This window comes from Caloranaerobacter sp. TR13 (assembly GCF_001316435.1).
In the GTDB taxonomy this organism is placed as follows: Bacteria; Bacillota; Clostridia; order Tissierellales; family Thermohalobacteraceae; genus Caloranaerobacter.
Window position 1 is genome coordinate 77,558 of the sequence record NZ_JXLL01000005.1, and the last position, 18,086, is coordinate 95,643.

General features: G+C 27.8%; 20 protein-coding genes. 16 read left to right on the forward strand and 4 right to left on the reverse strand.

Annotated features, from left to right (window positions below; all coding sequences use genetic code 11):
- Positions 1–10: 10 nt before the first annotated feature.
- The 3 genes from TR13x_RS05950 to TR13x_RS05960 are packed head-to-tail and all read right to left on the reverse strand — an operon-like array spanning position 11 to position 2,254.
- The gene (locus tag TR13x_RS05950; protein ID WP_054870989.1) at positions 11–1,141 is read right to left on the reverse strand and encodes a bifunctional cystathionine gamma-lyase/homocysteine desulfhydrase; all 1,131 of its coding nucleotides are present in this window, start codon (positions 1,139–1,141) and stop codon (positions 11–13) included.
- Position 1,142: 1 nt separating this feature from the next.
- Positions 1,143–1,604 (reverse strand): S-ribosylhomocysteine lyase, encoded by a 462-nt coding sequence (locus TR13x_RS05955; RefSeq protein WP_054870990.1) that lies wholly within the window; start codon positions 1,602–1,604, stop codon positions 1,143–1,145.
- Between the two features lie 2 nt (positions 1,605–1,606).
- Positions 1,607–2,254 carry a class I SAM-dependent methyltransferase gene (locus tag TR13x_RS05960; protein ID WP_054870991.1) on the reverse strand — a complete coding sequence of 216 codons (648 nt, stop codon included), beginning with the start codon at positions 2,252–2,254 and terminating at the stop codon, positions 1,607–1,609.
- Between the two features lie 280 nt (positions 2,255–2,534).
- Between TR13x_RS05960 and phnD the strand changes: the two genes are divergently transcribed.
- The 5 genes from phnD (at position 2,535) to TR13x_RS11350 (ending at position 6,836) form a co-directional block, all read left to right on the forward strand.
- Positions 2,535–3,428, forward strand: coding sequence for a phosphate/phosphite/phosphonate ABC transporter substrate-binding protein (gene phnD, locus TR13x_RS05965; protein ID WP_054870992.1), 894 nt, complete (start codon positions 2,535–2,537; stop codon positions 3,426–3,428).
- Positions 3,429–3,534: 106 nt separating this feature from the next.
- On the forward strand, positions 3,535–4,302 hold the full coding sequence (gene phnE / locus TR13x_RS05970; protein ID WP_054870993.1) for a phosphonate ABC transporter, permease protein PhnE: 768 nt from the start codon (positions 3,535–3,537) through the stop codon (positions 4,300–4,302).
- Positions 4,302–5,048 (forward strand): phosphonate ABC transporter ATP-binding protein, encoded by a 747-nt coding sequence (phnC, locus tag TR13x_RS05975; RefSeq protein WP_054870994.1) that lies wholly within the window; start codon positions 4,302–4,304, stop codon positions 5,046–5,048. The genes phnE and phnC overlap by 1 nt, the downstream gene beginning before the upstream one ends.
- 118 nt (positions 5,049–5,166) lie before the next feature.
- Positions 5,167–6,516: a sigma-54 dependent transcriptional regulator gene (locus tag TR13x_RS05980; RefSeq protein ID WP_082394807.1), complete on the forward strand. Its 1,350-nt coding sequence runs from the start codon at positions 5,167–5,169 to the stop codon at positions 6,514–6,516.
- Between the two features lie 197 nt (positions 6,517–6,713).
- Positions 6,714–6,836, forward strand: coding sequence for an LDCC motif putative metal-binding protein (locus TR13x_RS11350; protein WP_255351314.1), 123 nt, complete (start codon positions 6,714–6,716; stop codon positions 6,834–6,836).
- Positions 6,837–6,898: 62 nt separating this feature from the next.
- On the opposite strand, the gene TR13x_RS05985 is transcribed toward TR13x_RS11350, so the two are convergent.
- Positions 6,899–7,351, reverse strand: a complete 453-nt coding sequence (locus TR13x_RS05985; protein ID WP_054870995.1) for a hypothetical protein — start codon at positions 7,349–7,351, stop codon at positions 6,899–6,901.
- Positions 7,352–7,529: 178 nt separating this feature from the next.
- Here TR13x_RS05985 and TR13x_RS05990 point away from each other — a divergent pair, with 178 nt between their 5' ends.
- The 11 genes from TR13x_RS05990 to TR13x_RS06040 all read left to right on the forward strand — a co-directional run bounded on the left by TR13x_RS05990 (position 7,530) and on the right by TR13x_RS06040 (position 18,075).
- A complete protein-coding gene (locus tag TR13x_RS05990) occupies positions 7,530–8,237 on the forward strand; it encodes a PspA/IM30 family protein (RefSeq protein ID WP_054870996.1) in 708 nt (235 codons plus the stop codon).
- Positions 8,237–8,893 carry a hypothetical protein gene (locus TR13x_RS05995; protein ID WP_054870997.1) on the forward strand — a complete coding sequence of 219 codons (657 nt, stop codon included), beginning with the start codon at positions 8,237–8,239 and terminating at the stop codon, positions 8,891–8,893. The genes TR13x_RS05990 and TR13x_RS05995 overlap by 1 nt, the downstream gene beginning before the upstream one ends.
- Positions 8,894–8,909: 16 nt before the next feature.
- Entirely contained in the window at positions 8,910–9,716 is an 807-nt protein-coding gene (locus tag TR13x_RS06000) for a hypothetical protein (protein WP_054870998.1), read from the forward strand.
- 11 nt (positions 9,717–9,727) lie between these two features.
- Positions 9,728–9,940 (forward strand): SHOCT domain-containing protein, encoded by a 213-nt coding sequence (locus tag TR13x_RS11395; protein WP_304438592.1) that lies wholly within the window; start codon positions 9,728–9,730, stop codon positions 9,938–9,940.
- 14 nt (positions 9,941–9,954) lie between these two features.
- Positions 9,955–10,182 (forward strand): SHOCT domain-containing protein, encoded by a 228-nt coding sequence (locus TR13x_RS06010; protein ID WP_054871000.1) that lies wholly within the window; start codon positions 9,955–9,957, stop codon positions 10,180–10,182.
- Between the two features lie 83 nt (positions 10,183–10,265).
- The gene (locus TR13x_RS06015) at positions 10,266–10,958 is read left to right on the forward strand and encodes a response regulator transcription factor (RefSeq protein ID WP_054871001.1); all 693 of its coding nucleotides are present in this window, start codon (positions 10,266–10,268) and stop codon (positions 10,956–10,958) included.
- A 2-nt stretch (positions 10,959–10,960) separates the two neighbouring features.
- On the forward strand, positions 10,961–12,385 hold the full coding sequence (locus tag TR13x_RS06020; RefSeq protein ID WP_054871002.1) for a HAMP domain-containing sensor histidine kinase: 1,425 nt from the start codon (positions 10,961–10,963) through the stop codon (positions 12,383–12,385).
- 210 nt (positions 12,386–12,595) lie between these two features.
- Positions 12,596–12,844 (forward strand): zinc ribbon domain-containing protein, encoded by a 249-nt coding sequence (locus TR13x_RS06025; RefSeq protein WP_054871003.1) that lies wholly within the window; start codon positions 12,596–12,598, stop codon positions 12,842–12,844.
- A 12-nt stretch (positions 12,845–12,856) separates the two neighbouring features.
- Positions 12,857–13,096 (forward strand): DUF2933 domain-containing protein, encoded by a 240-nt coding sequence (locus tag TR13x_RS06030; protein WP_054871004.1) that lies wholly within the window; start codon positions 12,857–12,859, stop codon positions 13,094–13,096.
- 21 nt (positions 13,097–13,117) lie between these two features.
- Complete coding sequence (locus TR13x_RS06035; protein ID WP_054871005.1) at positions 13,118–15,376, forward strand: hypothetical protein; 2,259 nt, start codon at positions 13,118–13,120, stop codon at positions 15,374–15,376.
- 242 nt (positions 15,377–15,618) lie between these two features.
- Positions 15,619–18,075, forward strand: coding sequence for a heavy metal translocating P-type ATPase (locus TR13x_RS06040; protein WP_054871006.1), 2,457 nt, complete (start codon positions 15,619–15,621; stop codon positions 18,073–18,075).
- The last annotated feature ends 11 nt before the right edge of the window (positions 18,076–18,086 follow it).

Genomic DNA, 18,086 nt, shown 5'->3' on the forward strand with positions numbered 1-18,086 from the left:
CATAGTCAGGCTATATTTTTTTAGAAGTTATATCTAAATCATTAATAATATCTTCAACGTCTTCAATACCTACTGAAAGTCTAACTAATGTATCAGTTATACCAAGCTCAGCTCTAATCTCTGCTGGGATTGAAGCATGAGTCATTTTGGCAGGAACAGAAATTAAGCTTTCAATTCCTCCAAGACTTTCTGCTAGTGTAATAACTTCTAAATTTGATAGTAGTTTATTTAGATATTCTTCATTAGCAACTTCGAATGAAATCATTCCACCAAATTTTTTCATTTGCATAAGTTCATTTTTATTTATGTCAATACCTGGATAATATATTTTCTTAACCCATTCTTGTTCTTTAAGCCACTTAACTATTTTTTCAGCATTTTCACAGTGTCTATCCATACGTACATGAAGCGTCTTAATACCTTTAATTAAAAGCCAACTATCAAAAGGTCCAAGTATTGCACCTACTGAATTTTGAATAAAGTGCATTTTATCTCCAAGTTCTTCGTTATTTACGATAACTAAACCTGCAACTAAGTCACTATGGCCACCTAGGTACTTTGTTGCACTATGAATTACAATATCTGCTCCTAACTCAATAGGTTTTTGCAGATATGGAGTCATAAATGTATTATCAACAATAAGAAGTAAATTATTTTCTTTTGCTATTTTAGCAACCTGTTTAATATCTGTTAATTTCATTAGAGGGTTTGTAGGTGTTTCTATATAGATAGCTTTTGTATTTTCTTTTATATATTTAGATATATTGTTTGTATCACTAGTATTAATAAAATCATATTCTAAACCAAAATTTTTAAAAACTTTATCTACAACTCTAAATGTTCCTCCATAAACATCGTCACTTAAAATTATATGGTCACCTGATTTAAATAACATTAAAACTGAAGATATAGCTGCCATACCAGAACTAAATGCAAAACCTCTAAAACCACCTTCTAAATCTGAAATTAGTTTTTCTAAAGCTTCACGTGTTGGATTACCTGTTCTTGAGTACTCATATCCACTGTGCTGCCCAACTCTTTTTTGACGATATGTTGAAGTTTGATAAATAGGAACAGTAACTGCTCCTGTTTTTTCGTCTCCATCTATACCACCATGAATTACAAGCGAATTAAATTTCATTTTATTCCTCCTTCATATATTTTTCTTTAAGGCCATTTAATACTTGCTTAGAATATTCTTTAGCTCCAAATAGTGACATATCTCTATAATTCCCACATTGTATTGGATTTACTGCTGGAATTTCTTTAGCTAATAGAATTTTCTCTAAAGATTTTATAAGTGCAAGTGCTACTTCGTTTTCGTTTATTTCACCAACAATTATTAAATAAAAACCTGTTCGACATCCCATAGGAGATATGTCTACAACATTATCAAGTTCTTCTCTAATAAAACCTGCTAATAAGTGTTCTATTGCATGAACAGCTCCTGTAGGTATTGCTTCAAGATTAGGCTGTGTAAATCTTAAATCAAACTTTGAAATACTGTCTCCTTTAGGTGTTGTAATAACTCCACATTTCCTTACATATGGAGCTTTTACTTTAGTATGGTCTAGCTTAAAGCTTTCAACAATTATATTTTCCATATTTAATAACCTCCTTTTACAGCAGATATTACCCATACGTATTTATTCATCTTTTTTAATGAATAAGAGTAGTTTAATTCTTTAAATAGAACACATAAGTCATCTAATAGCTCGTAATATTCAGTTTTTAAGTCATTAAGAAGATTAAAACATTCATTTAATTCTACATATTTTAATAAGTTTTTTTTGTATTCAATGGATTCAAACATAGTATCGGCAATTACTATCTTTCCATTATTATTCAATTTTTTATCAAGATATTCTAAGGCTTTCTTTTTTTCATCATAAGTTAAATGGTGGAAAGCATATGAAGTAACTATTGCATCTACTTTTTTATCTATAGGTATTGATAAAAAATGTCCATCTAAGATATCTATATTTGGCAATTTTTCTTTAGCTATTTTTCTCATTTCTTTAGATGGTTCAATTCCAACTACATTTAAATTTTTTTCATAAAGCAATTTAGTTAAATTTCCAGTTCCTACACCTATTTCAACGATTATACCGTTTTTATCTGCAACTTCATCTGATATATATTTAAGAATATCTTCATAGTTTTGGAAAACTTCTACATATTCATTATCAGTACCATATACAGTTTTATCATAAGATTTAGCCCATTCGTCAAATAATTTATTAAAGTCAGGCATATTTAACCTCCTCTCAAATTAGAAATCACAATGTTAATATATAAAATATATTAGTTTGATTTATATTATAACATAAATACTCAAAAACATATAGGAATAGTAGGAATTAGTTTATCATATTTTTTTATTAGTTTCAATATATAACCAAATTTTTCCTATTAATAAAAATTATATTTTTTAAAATAGTTATAGAAAAAAACTATTAGATATTAATGCTTTTAACAAATATAATAAATATGAAATGTCCGACTAAATCGATAGGGAAAGGTGGAAAAAACGAATGAAAAAAATATTATTAATTGTTTTAGTATTGAGTTTAACTTTTTCATTATTAGCTTGTAGTAATGATAGTACTAGCGTTAATAATGAACAACAAATAAGTCAAGATAAATTAGTTATCGGAGTTATACCAGCTCAGAATCAAGGAAAGATGAAAGCTGCAATGGATAAGTTGGGGAGGTATTTAAGCAATAAGTTAAATATGAATGTAGAGGTTAATGTGTATTCAGACTATAATGGAGTTGTTGAAGCTATGAATTATGGAAAGGTTGATTTAGCTTATTTCGGACCTTTAACTTATGTAATAGCTCATGAAAAAAGTAATGCAGAAGCTATAGTTACAATGCTTATTAACGGTGAACCTTATTATTATTCGTACATAATAGTTCCAAATGATTCTCCATATAACAGTATTGAAGATCTTATAAAAGATGTTAAAAATGTAGAGTTTGCTTTTGGAGATCCTAATTCTACTTCAGGGTCTTTAATTCCAAGTATTAAGTTTAAAGAACTTGGTGTATTTAGAAGTGAAATAGACTATGATTTTAAAAATGTAGTTTATACTGGTAGCCACGATGCAACAGCAAAAGCTATAGAAAATAAGAAAATGGATGCTGGAGCAATAGATAGTGCAATATTTGAAATAATGAAGAAAAATAATGTAATAGATGCAAGTAAATTCAAAGTTATTTGGAAGTCCAATAAGTTATTTCAATATCCTTGGGCAGTAAAAAATGGTTTTCCTGTGGAATTAAAGGAAAAGCTTATACAAGCATTTTTAGAAATTAAGGACCAAGAAATATTAGATGTATTCGGAGCTGATGGATTTACTAGAGCTAATGATAAAGATTATGAGCCAATAAGAAAAGCAGCAAAAGAAGCAGGAAGGATATAACAAAATCTTCGATTTAAATAAATTAAGGTAGATTTTGTTGAAATCCATTGTGCAAATTATATTCAAAATTATTCACAAATGGATTATAAAAAAAGAGGGATCAAATATGAAAGTGCATTTAAATTTTAATAAGAAACATATTATAACAGTCATTATTATGTTAGTTTTGATTTGGAGTGCAGTGGGTACAGAGTTCAACCCACTGCTTTTTAGAGATTTGGGGAATACTATCGATTTTGTTAAAAAAAGCTTCTTAAAACCTGATTGGAGTATATTACCTATAGTTATTAAAGAATCTATTACTACTATACAAATTGCAATAATGGGTACTTTTTTAGCTATAATTATTGCATTGCCATTAAGCTTTTTAGCAGCATTTAATACTACTCCTAACTTATTCTTATTTAATGTAACAAGAAGCTTTTTAAGCTTTCTTCGTTCAGTCCCTGAAATAGTTTTTGCTCTTATATTTGTACCTACAGTTAGTTTGGGACCGTTTGCAGGGGTATTAGCGCTAACTATTCACAATATAGGGGTTCTAGGCAAGATGATATCAGAGATAATTGAAGCTGCAGATATAGGACCTCAAGAAGCAGTAAAATCTACAGGTGCTGATAATTATGCTGTTATTATTTATGGTATATTACCACAAATAATTCCTGTTATTTTATCAAATGCTTTTTATAGATTAGAAGTTAGTGTAAGATCCTCTTTGGTATTGGGGTTAGTTGGAGCAGGTGGAATTGGACAGCTTTTAAGTATTCATTTTAGGATCTTTCAATACAATAAGGTAGCAGTAGATGTAATAGTAATTATGATAATGGTAGTTATAATTGATTATTTAGGAGGATATATAAGACAAAGGGTGATATAATGCAGTTAGAAATAAAAGATTTGTATAAAAGGTATGATACTAGTAAAGATTATGCTTTAAAAGGTATATCTTTATCGATTGAAAAAGGTGAATTTATTAGCGTACTTGGACTAAGTGGGTCGGGTAAATCTACATTAATTAGATGTATTAATCGTCTAATAGAACCTACTTTAGGAAATATTTTTTTTAATGGAGAAGATATACTTGAGTTTAATAAAGGAAAGTTAAAAAAATATAGGCAAAGGGTAGGAATGATATTTCAAAATTATAATCTAATAGATAGATTAGATGTAATAACTAATGTATTAGTTGGAAGATTTGGATATAAGTCATTTATTGAAATTTTAGGCAAGAAATTTGATGAAAAAGAAATAGAAATGGCAAAAATAGCATTGAAAACAGTAGAATTAGAAAAATATATGAGTGTAAAAGTTAGGGATTTAAGTGGTGGGCAGCAACAGAGAGTAGGTATAGCAAGAGCATTAGTTCAAGAACCTGACATAATATTGGGAGATGAGCCTGTTTCTAGTTTAGATCCAATAACTTCTGTATTTGTAATGGAGTTATTAAAAAAGATTAACAAAGAAAAAAATATTACGATGATTATAAACCTTCATAGTATTGAGTTGGCAAAAAGATTTTCAACACGAATAATTGGTATAAATAAAGGTAAGATAGTATTTGATGGGCCTCCAAATCAATTAGATGAAGAAAGGATAAAATGTATATATCTTAAGGAAGCTTAAAAATTATTTATATTAAGTTGTATTAAAGTGTTTATATAATGTATGATATAGTTAAGTATATTGCAAATAATTTGAATCATGTATACTTGCTTTTATTTCAAAAAAGTAGGTGAATATAGTGAATAAAAGAATCCTTATAGCTGATGATGAAAAAAATATGATATGGGCCCTTAAGAGAGCATTAAGTAAAGAAGGATACGATATTATAACGGCAGAAAATGGTAGGAAAGCAGTTGAAGTTTTTATAGAAAAAGAGCCTAGTTTAGTGTTGCTTGATTTAAAAATGCCAGAAATGGATGGTATTGAAGCTTTAAGGAGAATTAAAGAATATAATTCCAAAATACCAGTTATTATTCTAACTGCTCATGGTACTACACAAACGGCAGTAGAAGCTATGAAAATAGGAGCATTAGACTATATATCAAAGCCTTTTGATATAGATGAGCTGAAAATAGTAATTAAAAAGGCACTTGACTATAAAAATTTAAATGATGAAGTTAATTATTTGAAAGAAAAAATAAAGGAAAATACAGGCACGATAATATATAAGAGTAGTAAAATGGAAGCAGTGTTAGATATAGTGCATAAAGTTGCTCCGACTGATGCCACAGTTTTAATATTAGGTGAGAGTGGTACAGGCAAAGAATTGATAGCAAATGCAATTCATGAGTATAGTAAAAGAAAAAATGGTCCATTTATAAAAATAAATTGTGCAGCATTGCCAGAAAGTTTATTAGAAAGTGAATTATTCGGTTATGAAAAGGGAGCTTTTACTGGAGCTACATCTCGTAAGCTAGGAAAATTTGATAGGGCACAGGGAGGAACAATATTTTTAGATGAAATAGGTGAGATAAGCCCTGCTATGCAAGTGAAGTTATTAAGAGTTTTACAAGAAAAAGAATTTGAAAGAGTTGGAGGAGCACAGACTATTAAGATTGATACTAGGATTATAGCTGCAACTAATAGAGATTTAAGGAAAATGGTTGAAGAGAATAAATTTAGAGAAGATTTGTATTATAGGCTAAATGTTATACCTCTTTATATACCTCCTTTAAGAGACAGAAAAGAAGATATACCAGTACTTATAGATTATTTTATAGAAAAGTATTCACGCCAAATGGGTAAACGCAAAATGAGAATAAGTAAGAAAGTCTTAGATAAATTTATACAATATGATTGGAAGGGAAATATTAGAGAATTGCAAAATGTAATAGAGAGATGTGTAATTCTTTCATCAGGAGAAGAAATAGAAGAAAATATACTACCTGATGAGATAAAGCGAAGAGAAAATTTTGCTGATACTTATTTTAGTTTACCTGATGAAGGGATTTCATTAGAAGAAGTTGAAAGGAGTTTAATATTACAAGCGTTAGAAAAAACAAATTTCAATCAAACAAAAGCAGCAAAATTATTAGGTATTACTAGACATACATTATTATACAGAATGGAGAAATATAATTTAAAATGATAAATTTAACCTCGCTCTTTATGAGCGAGGATTTTTGCTAGTGTTAGAGATTATGTATTATATCACACACGTTAAAAATGCATTTTGTAGGATATAATACAATTAAATAAATAAATGTGTGTAATATTCAATTAAATAATTTGGCACGTTATTTGCGTAAAATTATAAATATAAAATATATGTGAGGAGGAGAAACCATGAAAAAGTGGTTTGAAAGACTATTAAAAAAAATTGAAGAGGCAAATAAAAAGAATTTCGGAACTGGAAGAATGGACTGCTGTGAATTAAATAAAAAAGATAATAATGTAAGGAAAAAATAATATCTAACTACCAAAGAAAAAAGTGACATCAATAACTAGATGTCACTTTTTTAAGCTTTATTTTAAAAAGAAGATTTTCTTTCAAGGTATCGTATAATAATTTTACTTATTAAAAAGGTTAAAGGGAATAATATTAAAAGCTGAATGACAGGTACTAAACCTATGTTTGTGTTTGGGAATAGTGGCATTTTGCTACTATAACTCCATCTTCCTGTATACAGCGCACTGATTTCAAAGTAAAAGCTTAAAAATAAAGCATATAACCCAATGATAATAAATTCTTTAAAATTCCACTTCTTAATTATCCAATTAATATCATGATTTACTAACACTAATAATCCATACAATATTAATGTCATAACTATGTCACCAAAAGTTGCACTTGACATTAATCTAGTGTGGTTACCATAATCAGTTACAGTATAAAAAATTCCACATTGCCAATATTCCCAAGCATATTGGAATAAAAAAGAAATAATCGTTACAACAATGATATTTCGAATAAGCTTTTTCATAGAGTAACCTCCTTTAGATTATTTATAAAATTATTATATATTAATAAACCAATAAAAGGAAGATAGATTTGCTGATTGATTATAAAAAACAAAAAACTAAAATAATATTAATTTCATAATTTCTTCACAAATGAGTTATATAATGAACATAACAAGAGATAGAAAGGGAGGATGCTCAATGGATATATTTACAAGATTAAAATCAATTTTTAATGCAAAAGCTAATGCATTATTAGATGAAATAGAGAATCCAGAAGAAGCACTAGAGTTTTCACTTAAAGAAATGAGAGAGCAAATTAAAAAAATTAAAAAGTCACTTTTAGAGGTTACAACAATTAAAAAGAAGCTAGAGAGTGAACTTGAAGACATAAACGGTAAAATAAAACTAGCAGATGAGCAAGCTGAATTATCAATATCATTAGGACGTGAGGATTTAGCAAAAGCCGCATTAGAGAAGAAACAAGATTTAATAGAACAAAAGAATAAAATAACATTAGATATACAACAGATACAGGAAAAACTAAGACTAATTAGACAAAATAAAGAACAACTAGAAACAAGTGTTAAACAATTAGAAATTAAAAAAGAAGAGCTAATTGCAATGAATCGTGCAGCAGATGCACAAATAACAGTTAAGGAAATAATTACAGGAATATCTACAGATATGACAGAAATTAATGAGCGAATAACAAGAGCAGAAAATAAAATTCGAGAAAAAAATGCAAAAGTAGCTGCAATGAATGAACTTATTGAAATAGAAAACCTTGATGGATTAGATAAGCTAGACAATTTAGAAGAAGAATTAAATAAAGTTCAAAGAGATGAGAAAATAAAACAAGAATTAGAAAATTTAAAACTAAGGTTAAAAAAAGGAGATGTTGAATAATGGGTTGCGGTGGACATAGAGGATTATTTAGAGCATTTGATTATTATGAACATTCAAGAAGATATAGCACATGTAATCCAGATAGTCACAATCACTATAGACAAGACGATACAGATGAAAAATTGATGGTTTTAAAGAAAATGTATGCAGAAGGTCTTATTGATGATAATGAATACAGTATATATAAACAAAGAATATATAATATGACTATAACTTTTGATGAGTTAGTAAATATACGCATAAAAAGAATGAATTCTGAAAATAGAGAAACAGATGAAACTGTTAATAATATTAACCAACAAAAAAATAAATACAAATACAAGATAGATAAATTAAAAGAATCTAAAGAAAAAATACAAAATGTCCAGAAAAAATTATCGTTAAGATTAGAAGAATTAAAAAAAGAAAAAGAAAGAGTAGAAGCTTTAGCAGAAACAGTGGTTAAATCAAGTGAAGATACTGCTGAGGAATATATTCGTATAAAACTAAATATTGAAGAAAATATACAGAGCTTAGAAAAACGAAAAGATGAGTTACAAAAGGAATTAGATGAAATTGATAATATGATTAAAACTTTAGAAACAAAAGAATTAGAGTTAGAAGCATTAAAATTAAAAGATGAAATATTAAATATAAAAATGGATTTAAACAAGTGAAAAGGAGGTATTTAATATGAGAGTAAATAAAAAAATTACTTGGTCTTTGATTTCAATATTAATAATAACACTAGCAGCTGGGGCAATAGCTTTAGCAGATGCATGGCAATATTCAATGTTTAAAGGAGCAATGAATGGGTATAGATATAATACCGTTAACGGGTATATGTGGAATAATGGATATAATGGTATGTCAGGCATGATGAATATGATGGGTGCACCAAGAATGATGGCGATGCCAAATGTTTTTTCAAATAATATAGATAATATGAATGAGAAGATGCCATTAGATGAAATTAAGAAAAATATAAATAATTATTTAAAGAGCTATGACAAAAATTTAGAGATAGGTGACATATTTGTATTTACAGATACAGAATATTATGTATCTGTAGAAGAAAAGGATACAGGAAAAGGTGCTATGGAATTGTTAGTTAACCCATATACAGGATATATATATCCTGAACCAGGACCAAATATGATGTGGAATGAAAAATATGGCATGCATGCTCAGTTTGGTTTTGGAATGATGGGATCTGGAATGTGGAACTATAGTAATAGAAATTTTAATATGCAAAATATAAAAAAGATTGATAGAAACAGAGCTATAAAAATAGCAGATGAATATGTAAAAAGTTTTATGAATAAAGATTTTTCTGTAGCAAATGAAGGACATGAATTTTATGGATATTATACATTCCATGTTAATAAAGATAATCAAACTGTAGGTATGTTAAGTGTAAACTATTATACAGGCGATGTATGGTATCATACATGGCATGGACAATTGGATAAAATAATATCAGTACATGAAGAAAAATAGGAGGGATGACTATGATGATGGGTTTTGGAATGATGGGTGGAGGAATATTAGGTCTACTTTTATTAGGTATAGCTATATATTTCATATTTAGATATGCAAATGAAAGAAAGTACTATGGAAACCGTGATAAAAGCGATGCATTAGAGATACTAAAAGAACGATATGCAAAAGGCGAAATTACAGAAGAGGAATATGAAAGAAAGAAGAAAATGTTAAATGATTAATAGGAGGGATTTATATGTGGCATATGTATGGATATAGTAATGCATGGTATTGGATGCTAGGCATGAGCTTAATAAAAATATTAGTTGTTGTAGGTATTACTATATTGTTTATAAAATTAATTAATAGAGAGCATAGTTATAGAAGCTCAAGTAAAGCTTTAGAGATATTAAAAGAGAAATATGTAAATGGCGAAATTAGTGAAGAAGAATATAAACATAAAAAGAAAATCTTAAAATCTTAATTAATATAATGTCCAGTATTGGAAGATACTGGACATTATAGTGTTCTTGTATAGAGAATAAGGTTAATTGTAGAGGTGTTATTATGGATTCATTCAAAAAAAATATTCTGTTAGTTGATGATGAGGAACAAATAATAAATGTTGTAAAAGCTTATTTACAAAAAGAAGGGTATAATGTATTTACTGCATATAATGGAAAAGAGGCTTTAGACGTATTTAATAAAGAAGCAATAGATTTTATAGTACTTGATTTAATGTTACCTGATTTACCTGGCGAAGAAGTTTGTAAACAAATAAGAATCAAGTCAGAAGTACCAATACTTATGTTGACTGCCAAAGTTGATGAAATGGATAGAATAAACGGATTAGATATAGGTGCAGATGATTATATGATAAAACCATTCAGTCCAAAAGAGCTTGTAGCACGGGTAAGAGCGATATTTAGAAGAATTAGTAACGAGTTTATAAAAGCTGATGTAATTGAGTTTAATAATGGAGATTTAGTAATTGACATTAATAAAATGGAAGTTAAAAAACGTGGAAAACTAATAAAATTGACACCAAAAGAATTTAAGCTATTGACAGTGTTAGCTAAGAATCTTGGAAAAGTATTTACTAGGGAAGAACTTATAGATAAAGTATTGGGATACGATTATGATGGATATGATAGAACTATTGATGCACATATAAAAAATCTTAGACACAAAATAGAGGATGAAGAAAATAAATATATAATAACAGTGTATGGAGTTGGATATAAATTTTTGGAGGATTAAAAATGTTTCGAAAACTAAGGACAAGATTAATACTAATTATTTTAGGAGCAACTTTTCTTTCTATAATATTAGTAAGCATAATAACTAATATAACTCTATTCAGGAAATTTGACATATATATGAAGGATGAACTAACAAATAGGGTTAATGAAATTATTGGACTTATTAAATATACTTATTCAATAGATAATAAATGGACCGAAAAAAATCTGAATAATATCAGTAAGTCACCCCTTATAAATGGTTTTGATATAGTTATTAAAGACCTTGATGGTAATATTATTTTTACACATTATATGGAATCAGATATGTTTGAGATGCATAATGAAATGATGGGAAAAATGGGATATGATATGATGCGTAAAATGGATAGATTTATGATGGGGGGGCCAATGAGAACAAGAAATTATGTGACCAAAAAATATAAAATAGAAGTTAATGGTAAAGATGTTGCAATAGCTGAGATTGGTTATTATGGTCCATTTTTAGTATCTAAAAGAGAATTAGAATTTGCAAGAGGAATAAACAATTCAATTATTTATGCTGCAGTAATATCTTTATTTATTGCATTTATATTAGGAATTTATTCTTCTAAGATTATTTCAAAACCTATTCTAAAAATAACAAGAGCAGCTAATGATATACGAAGAGGTAATTTAGATACTAAAGTTTTAATATCTAATAATATAACAGAACTACAAGAACTTTCAAAATCAATAAACCATCTTGCAGAATCTTTAAAAGAGCAGGAATCATTAAGAAAAAGATTAACTGCGGATATATCTCATGAACTAAGAACGCCTTTAACTATATTACAAAGTCACATTGAAGCAATAAGTGATGGTATTTGGGAACCTACACAAGAAAGATTAAATATTTGTAAAAGTGAAGTTGTTAGGTTAATTAAACTGGTAGAGCAATTAAAATATTTAACAGATATAGAGAAACATAGAATTACGCTAGAAATTAAAAAAATTAATTTATCTAAATTATTAAATGAAATAATAGAAAGTTATAAGTATCAATTTCAAAATAAAAATATTAAACTTAATAGTTTTGTAAAAGAAAATGTTTTTATAAATGCAGATAAAGATAAAGTAAGTCAAATAATTATTAATATACTTTCTAATGCTTTGAAATTTACAAATCCAGAAGGGCAAGTATATGTTGCTTTAGAAGAAAATGAAGAAAAGGTAAGTATAATTATTAAAGATACAGGTATAGGAATACCTAAAAAAGATATACCTTATATATTTGAGAGGTTTTATAGAAGTGATAAATCAAGAAGTAGAAAAACTGGTGGTACAGGTATTGGTTTAACTATAGCTAAAACACTTGTTGAAGCTCATAATGGAAGAATAGAAGTAGAAAGTGAATTAGGTAAAGGAAGTAAGTTTACTGTAATATTTTATAAGGATTTAAAATAGAAAAAGTAGTCTTACAATTTATGTTTTACTACACTTAGTGTGTAGGATTTGATACATGTATTAGAAGAATGAACTGATAATCTTTGTGATTATCAGTTTTTTTGATGACTTTATAAGGTGGATTTAATAGATTTATTAAATTTTAATTCTTGTTGGTATGAAAATTGCAAATAATATTATATATACTTCTTTATGAAGGAAGTGATGTTAATGATTTTATTTGCATATTTTGCTTTGGGTATAATTGTTTATTTTTTATCATCAATAGATAAAGAATATAAATTTAGTAAGCATAAAGCAAAATGTATATATTGTAAAAAGGAGGTTGAATATGAGTCGATTTACTGTCCCTATTGCAATGAAAAGCTCAAGAAAAGATGTGAAACTTGTGGTAGATTAATAGAGATTAATTGGCGATATTGCCCGTTTTGTAGAGATGATAAAAATAAAAACTATTAAAGAGGTGTTACTATGGATAAAGGAAAACATGGACAAGTCAAGCATTTATTTATAATGCTATTATCATGCTTAATACCAATTGGATTGATAATATTGTTAACCAATTTTGATAGAAGGCCAAATAATTATTATTGGCTTGTATTTTTATTATGTCCTTTAATGCATGTATTTATGATGATAAGAATGCACAAAAACGGTAATGAAGATCAATCTAATAATCAAGAAAATGAGAAAATAGAAGACATAGATTAAGATGACGGAAAGGAGATTCAAATGAATAGTTTAAGTCATAAAAATATATTATTAGAATTATTAGCAATTTTTTTCTTATCAATATCATTGTTTGTATATGAAATGTTAATTACAAGATTATTTTCAACAATATTATTTTACCATTTTGTATTTTTGACGATATCATTAGCTGTATTGGGATTATGTTTTGGGGGATTAATTATTTATAAAACTAGAAAAAAATATTCACTAGAAAAACTAGCTTTGACATTAGCTTTTTCTTTTTTTATTAGTATTATTATAATTTATAAGTTACCTTATATAAAGATTTATTTAATCTATTCACTTATAACTAGCATACCTTTTGTTATAGGAGGAATGATATTAGCATTAGTATTTCTAAAGTATAGTAGTATTAGTAATAAACTATATTTTGCAGATCTATTAGGTTCTACATTAGGAAGTGTTATTATAATACCTTTAATGGATAATTTGAGTTTTATGAGGACTTTGTTTGTTATTATTATCTTTAGCATATTTTCAGGTGTTTTATTTAGTATTAAGTTTGGAACTAAAAAAATGAAATATGTTTTAATATCATTCTTAATTTTAACAAGTACATTATTAATACAGAAGAATATTTTATTAGAATTAGAAAACAATTTTACTTCATATCTTACAAGCCCAATAACAGTCATTGAACATATTAGACAAAATAGTAATGAAGAAGTAAATATAGTATTTTCTAGTTGGGATTCTATTTCTAGAACTGATGTAATAGAGAATAATGATAGAGAAAAAATAATCATAACAGATGGGGGAGCAAGTGCTCCAATGATAAGGTTTAATGGTAACCTTGATGAAGTAAGTTATCTAAAAGAAGAGATTAATTATTTACCATTTACTATCGGTAATAATGAAGATACGTTACTGATTGGTCCAGGTGGAGGAAAAGATGTTTTACTTGCAATTTTAGGAGGTAGTAAAAATATAGATGCTGTAGAAATAAATTCTTCAATAGTGGATACTGTTAATGCTTATAAAGATTTTAATGGTGATATTTACAATTATGAGGGTGTTAATTTATTTGTTGAAGACGGTAGAACTTTTATTGAAAATACAAATAAAAAATATAATAATATTTATTTATCAATGGTAATGTCAAAAGCAATCGGTTATGGTGGCTTAAGTTTAACAGAAAATTTTTTATATACAAAAGAAGCGTTTAAAATTTATTTTGATCATTTAAAAGATGATGGCTATTTAAGCTTTATGTTTCATGGCACATTTGATATGGTAAGAGGAATAAATACTGGTATTGAAACTCTTTTGGATGCTGGTGTTAATCAAAAAGATATTTTAAAACATTTTATAGTGATTAATAATATAACAAACTCGATGATGGAAAAGCATGAAAACAGAATAAATATGCCTATTGTTATTTTTAAGAAAAAACCTTTTACAACAGAAGAAATTGAAAATATATATAATGCAGCAGTAAAGCAGGACAGAATTATTCTAAATATGCCAGGTATTAAAAATATGGATTTATATGAAGATTTGGTTTTAGGAAAATGGACACTTGAAGAAATGTACGATAAATTATATTTTAATGCAAAACCTACAATAGATAATAAACCGTTTTTTTATGATTTCAAAAAAGGTGTACCTAATATATTACAAATTCTAATCATTCTAATAAGCATAATTATAGTAGCATTATTTAGAACTTTTACTCGTAATATACGTGATTTAAGACCATTATTTTATTTTAGTGCAATAGGAATAGGATTTATGCTAATAGAAATATCTTTAATTCAGAAAAGTATATTATTATTAGGTAATCCAATACGCGCTTTTAGTTATACAGTATTTTCTCTATTATTGAGCTGTGGTATAGGTAGTTATTTTAGTAATAAGAAAATATTCAAGACTACCATTAAGCATAGAGATATAGTTTTCATTTTTATACCTATTTTGATTATATCTTTATTAATTATATTGCCTAATAGTGTAAAACTATATAAGGATTTTAAAGAAATATATAAATTATTAATATTAACAATAACTTTGTTTCCACTTGGATTTTTTATGGGAATGGCTTTTCCAAAAGGAATACTAAGATTGAAAGACAAAGAACAAGAAGAATATATACCACTTATGTTGGGTGTAAATGGAATTATGTCTGTTATGGGTTCTGTACTTTCTCTAATAATATCTATGAATTTCGGTTTTACAATAACTATGCTATTTGGAGCATTGATGTATTTATCTATATTTATATTCAAATTATTGGAATAAATAAGATAATTACTATTCAAATAAGTATTTAAGGAAGAAATAATTTATATAAAAAATAAGCTAAAAAAAGTCGAAAAAATGATAGATATGATTTTTAATGGGTAATATAAAAATATAAATAGATATATACTTGATTAAATAATAAGTATGTGTTATAATCAAAATAACCCACCCCTTATGGGGAGGGAGGCATTATGAAATAATTTATTATATAAAAGGATAAAGGAGGAGGGAAAACTGATATGAGAGAAGCAATGCTAAAAATTAATGGTATGACTTGTGCATCATGCGCAAAAGCTATTGAAAAAAGCGTAAATAAACTTAATGGGGTAGAAGCTGCTAACGTAAATTTTGCTACAGAAAAGTTAAAAGTTAAATTTGATGAATCAAAAGTTAGTATAAGTGATATAAAAAATGCGGTAAAAGATGCAGGATATAGTGCAGATGAAGAAGTAGATGTTAGAGAAGTTATAATACCAATTGGTGGTATGACTTGTGCTTCCTGTGCAAAGGCTATTGAAAAAGAAATAAACAAATTAGAAGGAGTAAAACAAGTAAGTGTAAATTTTGCTACAGAAAGAGCTAGTGTTAAATATGATCCTTATAAAACAAGGATTTCTGATATAAAAACAGCTATAAAGAAAGCTGGTTACGAAGCACTTGAGATTGAAACACAAACTGAAGATGTAGAGAAACAACGCAGAATAAAAGAAATGAATACACTTTGGAGAAAATTTGTAACATCAGCTATATTTACAGTACCACTTTTATACATAGCGATGGGACATCTAATAGGACTACCATTACCAAAAGTAATTGATCCATCTATAAATCCATTAAACTTTGTATTAGTACAGTTTTTATTAACAATTCCAATAGTTATAGCTGGTAATAAGTTTTACACAGTAGGTTTTAAAGCATTAATTAGAAAGAATCCTAACATGGATTCACTAATAGCTATTGGTACATCTGCAGCAATTTTATATGGAATATATGGTATATATGAGATTATACAAGGAAATGTACAATATGCACAAGATATATATTTTGAAACTGCAGGAGTAATTATTACACTTATATTATTAGGTAAATATTTAGAATCTGTTACAAAAGGTAAGACTTCTGAAGCGATTAAGAAATTGATGGGATTACAACCAAAGACTGCTACAGTAATACAAGATGGAAAAGAAAAAACTATACCTATAGAAGAAGTTGAAGTTGGGGACATTATCTTAGTAAAACCTGGTGAAAAGATAGCAGTTGATGGAATTGTTATAGAAGGACATACATCAGTAGATGAATCGATGCTTACTGGTGAAAGTATGCCAGTTGAAAAAAATGTCGGAGATAAGGTAATAGGTGCAACTTTAAATAAAAATGGAACAATTAAATTTAAAGCTACAAAGGTTGGTAAAGATACTGCATTGGCTCAAATAATAAAACTTGTTGAAGACGCACAAGGTTCAAAAGCTCCAATAGCGAAGTTGGCAGATGTTATTTCAGGATATTTTGTACCTATTGTAATTGTAATAGCAATTTTATCAGGTTTGGCATGGTATATATCAGGTGCAACACCTGTGTTCGCCTTAACAATTTTTATCGCAGTACTAGTTATAGCATGCCCTTGTGCACTTGGATTAGCTACACCAACAGCAATAATGGTTGGAACTGGAAAAGGCGCAGAATATGGAGTATTAATTAAAGGTGGAGAGCCATTAGAAACAGCTCATAAAATAGATACTATAGTATTTGATAAAACAGGAACTATAACAAAGGGTAAACCAGCTGTAACAGATATTATAACAATAGATGGATTTGATAAAGATGAACTATTAGTAATTGCTGCATCTGCGGAAAAAGGATCTGAGCATCCACTAGGTGAAGCAATTGTAAAAAAAGCAGAGGAAAAAGAACTACAATTGAAAAAAATAGAAAAATTCCAAGCTATACCAGGACATGGTATAGAAGTTACGATAGAAGGTAAAGACATACTTTTAGGAAATAAAAAACTAATGAATGATAGAAATATTGAAATAACTCTTCAAGAAGAGTCTGACAGACTTGCAAATGAAGGTAAGACACCAATGTTTGTTGCTATTAATAATAAACTAGTTGGTATCATAGCAGTAGCAGACGTAGTGAAGGAAAGTAGTGTAGAAGCCATTAAGAAACTTCATAGTATGGGAATAGAAGTAGCAATGATTACTGGTGATAATAGAAGAACAGCTGAAGCTATAGCTAGACAAGTAGGAATAGATATAGTTTTAGCTGAGGTTTTACCACAAGATAAGGCTAATGAAGTTAAAAAGCTTCAAGAAAAAGGTAAAAAAGTTGCAATGGTTGGAGATGGTATAAATGATGCTCCTGCATTAGCACAAGCTGACGTTGGTATTGCTATTGGTTCTGGTACAGATGTTGCTATGGAATCAGCAGACATAGTGTTGATGAAGAGTGACCTTATGGATGTAGTAACAGCTATTCAGCTAAGTAAAGCTACAATAAGAAATATAAAACAAAATTTATTCTGGGCATTTGCATACAATGCAGCAGGTATCCCAATAGCAGCAGGACTATTGTATATATTTGGAGGACCAAAACTAAATCCAATGTTTGCAGCAGCTGCTATGTCACTTAGTTCAGTTTCAGTATTATCAAATGCTTTAAGATTAAAAGGCTTTAAGCCAGCTAAAAATAAATAAATAAAAATTTA

Bases quoted from the DNA above. Each gene is read 5' to 3' on its own strand.
- TR13x_RS05995 (WP_054870997.1), top strand. From the start codon at position 8,237: ATGGGTTGCGGTGGACATAGAGGATTATTTAGAGCATTTGATTATTAT.
- TR13x_RS06040 (WP_054871006.1), top strand. From the start codon at position 15,619: ATGAGAGAAGCAATGCTAAAAATTAATGGTATGACTTGTGCATCATGC.
- phnD (WP_054870992.1), top strand. From the start codon at position 2,535: ATGAAAAAAATATTATTAATTGTTTTAGTATTGAGTTTAACTTTTTCA.
- TR13x_RS06030 (WP_054871004.1), top strand. From the start codon at position 12,857: ATGGATAAAGGAAAACATGGACAAGTCAAGCATTTATTTATAATGCTA.
- TR13x_RS11350 (WP_255351314.1), top strand. From the start codon at position 6,714: ATGAAAAAGTGGTTTGAAAGACTATTAAAAAAAATTGAAGAGGCAAAT.
- TR13x_RS06020 (WP_054871002.1), top strand. From the start codon at position 10,961: ATGTTTCGAAAACTAAGGACAAGATTAATACTAATTATTTTAGGAGCA.
- TR13x_RS05955 (WP_054870990.1), bottom strand. From the start codon at position 1,604: ATGGAAAATATAATTGTTGAAAGCTTTAAGCTAGACCATACTAAAGTA.
- TR13x_RS05950 (WP_054870989.1), bottom strand. From the start codon at position 1,141: ATGAAATTTAATTCGCTTGTAATTCATGGTGGTATAGATGGAGACGAA.
- TR13x_RS05990 (WP_054870996.1), top strand. From the start codon at position 7,530: ATGGATATATTTACAAGATTAAAATCAATTTTTAATGCAAAAGCTAAT.
- TR13x_RS05985 (WP_054870995.1), bottom strand. From the start codon at position 7,351: ATGAAAAAGCTTATTCGAAATATCATTGTTGTAACGATTATTTCTTTT.
- TR13x_RS06010 (WP_054871000.1), top strand. From the start codon at position 9,955: ATGTGGCATATGTATGGATATAGTAATGCATGGTATTGGATGCTAGGC.
- TR13x_RS11395 (WP_304438592.1), top strand. From the start codon at position 9,728: ATGATGATGGGTTTTGGAATGATGGGTGGAGGAATATTAGGTCTACTT.
- TR13x_RS05960 (WP_054870991.1), bottom strand. From the start codon at position 2,254: ATGCCTGACTTTAATAAATTATTTGACGAATGGGCTAAATCTTATGAT.
- TR13x_RS06025 (WP_054871003.1), top strand. From the start codon at position 12,596: ATGATTTTATTTGCATATTTTGCTTTGGGTATAATTGTTTATTTTTTA.
- TR13x_RS06035 (WP_054871005.1), top strand. From the start codon at position 13,118: ATGAATAGTTTAAGTCATAAAAATATATTATTAGAATTATTAGCAATT.
- TR13x_RS06000 (WP_054870998.1), top strand. From the start codon at position 8,910: ATGAGAGTAAATAAAAAAATTACTTGGTCTTTGATTTCAATATTAATA.
- TR13x_RS06015 (WP_054871001.1), top strand. From the start codon at position 10,266: ATGGATTCATTCAAAAAAAATATTCTGTTAGTTGATGATGAGGAACAA.
- phnC (WP_054870994.1), top strand. From the start codon at position 4,302: ATGCAGTTAGAAATAAAAGATTTGTATAAAAGGTATGATACTAGTAAA.
- phnE (WP_054870993.1), top strand. From the start codon at position 3,535: ATGAAAGTGCATTTAAATTTTAATAAGAAACATATTATAACAGTCATT.